2 rRNA genes are annotated in these 5251 nt (G+C 53.6%); both read right to left on the reverse strand.

Annotation, left to right across the window (positions count from 1 at the left end):
• Window positions 1-98: 98 nt before the first annotated feature.
• Window positions 99-3200, reverse strand: a 23S ribosomal RNA gene (locus tag CURSPS6_RS00090).
• 342 nt (window positions 3201-3542) lie between these two features.
• A 16S ribosomal RNA gene (locus CURSPS6_RS00095) occupies window positions 3543-5073 on the reverse strand.
• Together the 16S and 23S rRNA genes form the textbook arrangement of a ribosomal RNA operon.
• Window positions 5074-5251 lie beyond the last annotated feature (178 nt).

Genomic DNA, 5251 nt, shown 5'->3' on the forward strand with positions numbered 1-5251 from the left:
ATCAAACAACAAACCCCTCAAATAAGGGTTGTTATCCCAAAACCATACAGTGAACGCGACACACCAACATGCCCTACAAACCCTTGCAACAACTATTGTGTGATAAACCTTCGGCCTATTAGTACCAGTCAACTCCACCAGTCTTCAGTCCTGGCTTCCATACCTGGCCTATCAACCCCGTCATCTACAGGGAGCCTCACACCCCACAAAGAGGTCAGGAGAACTCATCTCGAAGCAAGCTTCCCGCTTAGATGCCTTCAGCGGTTATCTCTCCCGAACGTAGCCAATCAGCCATGCACCTGGCGGTACAACTGACATACCAGAGGTTCGTCCGTCCCGGTCCTCTCGTACTAAGGACAGGCCTCCACAATTCTCCAACGCACGCAGCGGATAGGGACCGAACTGTCTCACGACGTTCTGAACCCAGCTCGCGTACCGCTTTAATGGGCGAACAGCCCAACCCTTGGGACCAACTCCAGCCCCAGGATGCGACGAGCCGACATCGAGGTGCCAAACCATGCCGTCGATATGGACTCTTGGGCAAGATCAGCCTGTTATCCCCGAGGTACCTTTTATCCGTTGAGCGACGGCCATTCCACAATGAACCGCCGGATCACTAGTCCCGACTTTCGTCCCTGCTCGACCTGCCAGTCTCACAGTCAAGCTCCCTTGTGCACTTACACTCAACACCTGATTGCCAACCAGGCTGAGGGAACCTTTGGGCGCCTCCGTTACTCTTTAGGAGGCAACCGCCCCAGTTAAACTACCCATCAGGCACTGTCCCTGACCCAGATCATGGGCCGAGGTTAGACATCCAATATGACCAGAGTGGTATTTCAACAACGACTCCACCACGACTAGCGCCGTAGCTTCACAATCTCCCACCTATCCTACACAAGCCACACCGAACACCAATACCAAACTATAGTAAAGGTCACGGGGTCTTTCCGTCCTGCTGCGCGAAACGAGCATCTTTACTCGTACTGCAATTTCGCCGAGTTCATGGTTGAGACAGTAGGGAAGTCGTTACTCCATTCGTGCAGGTCGGAACTTACCCGACAAGGAATTTCGCTACCTTAGGATGGTTATAGTTACCACCGCCGTTTACTGGGGCTTAAATTCTCCGCTTCGCCGAAGCTAACGAGTCCTCTTAACCTTCCAGCACCGGGCAGGAGTCAGTCCGTATACATCGTCTTGCGACTTCGCACGGACCTGTGTTTTTGATAAACAGTCGCTTCCCCCTGGTCTCTGCGACCCATACACGCTCCCCACCGCACGGGTGGTTCACGCTCAAGGTCCCCCTTCTCCCGAAGTTACGGGGGCATTTTGCCGAGTTCCTTAACCATGATTCTCTCGAACGCCTTAGTATTCTCTACCTGATCACCTGTGTCGGTTTAGGGTACGGGCAACTAGAACCTCACGCCGATGCTTTTCTCGACAGCATAGGATCACCGAATCCCCCCACCAAAGGGGGTCCCATCACATCTCAGGCACACAGGCCGCGCATTTAACAACGACCAACCCTACATGCTTAGACCACGACAACCACCGCGTGGCTCGGCTACCTTCCTGCGTCACACCTGTTAATGCGTTTACCGCCCCGTATCAGGTCCCATGCCAACAACACACCAGGAACACCCGAAGGTGAACCAACAGCATGAAGCCAGGATGGTTAGTATCAACGGCTTAGTATGGACGGTTCTTCGTCGGTACGGGAATATCAACCCGTTATCCATCGACTACGCCTGTCGGCCTCGCCTTAGGCCCCGACTAACCCAGGGAAGATTAGCTTGACCCTGGAACCCTTGATCATTCGGCGGATACGTTTCTCACGCATCATTCGCTACTCATGCCTGCATTCTCACTCGCGTACACTCCACCACACGTTCACACGGCAGCTTCACAGCAGTACACGACGCTCCCCTACCCAATAACAAAAAGTTATTGCCACGACTTCGGCGGTGTGCTTGAGCCCCGCTACATTATCGGCGCAGAATCACTTGACCAGTGAGCTATTACGCACTCTTTCAAGGATGGCTGCTTCTAAGCCAACCTCCTGGTTGTCTCAGCAACTCCACATCCTTTTCCACTTAGCACACGCTTAGGGGCCTTAGTCGATGATCTGGGCTGTTTCCCTCTCGACAATGAAGCTTATCCCCCACTGTCTCACTGCCGCGCTTACACTTACCCGCATTCGGAGTTTGGCTGACGTCAGTAACCCGATCAGGCCCATCAGCCAACCAGTAGCTCTACCTCAGATAAGCAACACGCGACGCTGCACCTAAATGCATTTCGGGGAGAACCAGCTATCACAGAGTTTGATTGGCCTTTCACCCCTACCCACAGCTCATCCCCTCCATTTTCAACTGAAGTGGGTTCGGTCCTCCACGCGCTCTTACACGCGCTTCAACCTGGCCATGGGTAGATCACTCCGCTTCGGGTCTAGACCGTGCCACTGCAACGCCCTATTCAGACTCGCTTTCGCTACGGCTACCCCACACGGGTTAACCTCGCGACACAGCACTAACTCGCAGGCTCATTCTTCAAAAGGCACGCCATCACCCCACAAAGGAAGCTCTGACGGCTTGTAGGCACACGGTTTCAGGTACTATTTCACTCCCCTCTCGGGGTACTTTTCACCATTCCCTCACGGTACTGATACACTATCGGTCACAAGAAAGTATTTAGACTTACCAGGTGGTCCTGGCAGATTCACACGAGATTCCACGAGCCCCGTGCTACTCGGGCACCAACACAAACACCGACGCAATGATTTCAGCTACGGGACTCTCACCCGCTCCGGTTCACCATCCCAAATGATTCGCCTATCACCACGCCCAGCATCACCAGTCAAGTAAGAACCAGTACGCATTGACCCCACAACACCCATGATGCAACCCCTTACCGGTATCACACACCACAGGTTTAGTCTCATCCGCTTTCGCTCGCCACTACTCACAGAATCATTATTATTTTCTCTTCCTGAGGGTACTGAGATGTTTCACTTCCCCTCGTTCCCTCCACACACCCTATACATTCAGGTGCGGGTCACTACCCTTGACAGGCAGCGGGGTTCCCCCATTCGGAAATCCTCGGATCACAGTCCAGTTATCGACTCCCCGAGGCATATCGCAGATTCACACGTCCTTCATCGGCTTCTTGTGCCCAGGCATCCACCGTGCGCCCTTAACGATTTAACACACGAATAATCACCACAAAGACATTCAAATAGAACAATAAATACAACCCACCACACCAAACGATGCGGCAGATCATAAGATGCTCGCGTCCACTATATAGTTCTCAAACAACAACCCCACACCAGAAACCACACACACCACACAGCATGCCCAACCCCTGGAAGGGAAACCAAGACAACCACCAAACGGTTCATTGCCTCAAAACCCAACAGTGCGCTTCATCCAACCACCACAACACCAAACAAGTGCCACGACAGTAAAGAAGTATCATATTCCACCCATGAGCAAACCACCTGCACAACACTCGTGCACAGCATGGCCAACCAAAGTTGAGCTCCTTAGAAAGGAGGTGATCCAGCCGCACCTTCCGGTACGGCTACCTTGTTACGACTTAGTCCCAATCGCCAGTCCCACCTTCGACGACTCCCCCCACAAAGGGTTAGGCCATCGGCTTCGGGTGTTACCGACTTTCGTGACTTGACGGGCGGTGTGTACAAGGCCCGGGAACGTATTCACCGCAGCGTTGCTGATCTGCGATTACTAGCGACTCCGACTTCATGGGGTCGAGTTGCAGACCCCAATCCGAACTGAGACCGGCTTTTTGGGATTAGCTCCACCTCACAGTATCGCAACCCATTGTACCGGCCATTGTAGCATGCGTGAAGCCCAAGACATAAGGGGCATGATGATTTGACGTCATCCCCACCTTCCTCCGAGTTGACCCCGGCAGTCTCCTATGAGTCCCCACCATCACGTGCTGGCAACATAGAACGAGGGTTGCGCTCGTTGCGGGACTTAACCCAACATCTCACGACACGAGCTGACGACAACCATGCACCACCTGTACACCAGCCCCGAAGGGACGAACCATCTCTGGAACCATCCGGTGTATGTCAAGCCTTGGTAAGGTTCTTCGCGTTGCATCGAATTAATCCGCATGCTCCGCCGCTTGTGCGGGCCCCCGTCAATTCCTTTGAGTTTTAGCCTTGCGGCCGTACTCCCCAGGCGGGGCACTTAATGCGTTAGCTACGGCGCGGAAAACGTGGAATGTCCCCCACACCTAGTGCCCAACGTTTACGGCATGGACTACCAGGGTATCTAATCCTGTTCGCTCCCCATGCTTTCGCTCCTCAGCGTCAGTAACAGCCCAGAGACCTGCCTTCGCCATCGGTGTTCCTCCTGATATCTGCGCATTTCACCGCTACACCAGGAATTCCAGTCTCCCCTACTGCACTCTAGCCTGCCCGTACCCACTGCACACCCGGGGTTAAGCCCCGGGCTTTCACAGCAGACGCGACAAACCGCCTACGAGCTCTTTACGCCCAATAATTCCGGACAACGCTTGCGCCCTACGTATTACCGCGGCTGCTGGCACGTAGTTAGCCGGCGCTTCTTCTGCAGGTACCGTCACTTTCGCTTCTTCCCTGCTGAAAGAGGTTTACAACCCGAAGGCCGTCATCCCTCACGCGGCGTCGCTGCATCAGGCTTGCGCCCATTGTGCAATATTCCCCACTGCTGCCTCCCGTAGGAGTCTGGGCCGTGTCTCAGTCCCAGTGTGGCCGGTCACCCTCTCAGGCCGGCTACCCGTCGTCGCCTTGGTAAGCCATTACCTCACCAACAAGCTGATAGGCCGTGAGCCCATCAAAGACCAGTACAAACCCTTTCCACCAACAGAGCATGCGCCCATTGGTCGTATCCGGTATTAGACCCAGTTTCCCGGGCTTATCCCAGAGTCTAAGGCAGGTCACTCACGTATTACTCACCCGTTCGCCACTCATCCACCCGGTGCAAGCACCAAGCTTCAGCGTTCGACTTGCATGTGTTAAGCACGCCGCCAGCGTTCGTCCTGAGCCAGGATCAAACTCTCCGTTAAAAAACAAACAAAGAGAAAAACCCGTGGCTCAACAAAATAAAACCCCGACAAACAACCATCACGGGGTGACAGTCAAACGTTCATCGGGTCATGTTGAAACCAACAAGAATTTTTCTACAAAAATAATTTGGTACAACACTTCTTATAAACAAAGCACACTATTGAGTTCTCAAACAAC

Source organism: Curtobacterium sp. S6, assembly GCF_000710345.2.
Lineage (GTDB): Bacteria > Actinomycetota > Actinomycetes > Actinomycetales > Micrococcaceae > Rothia.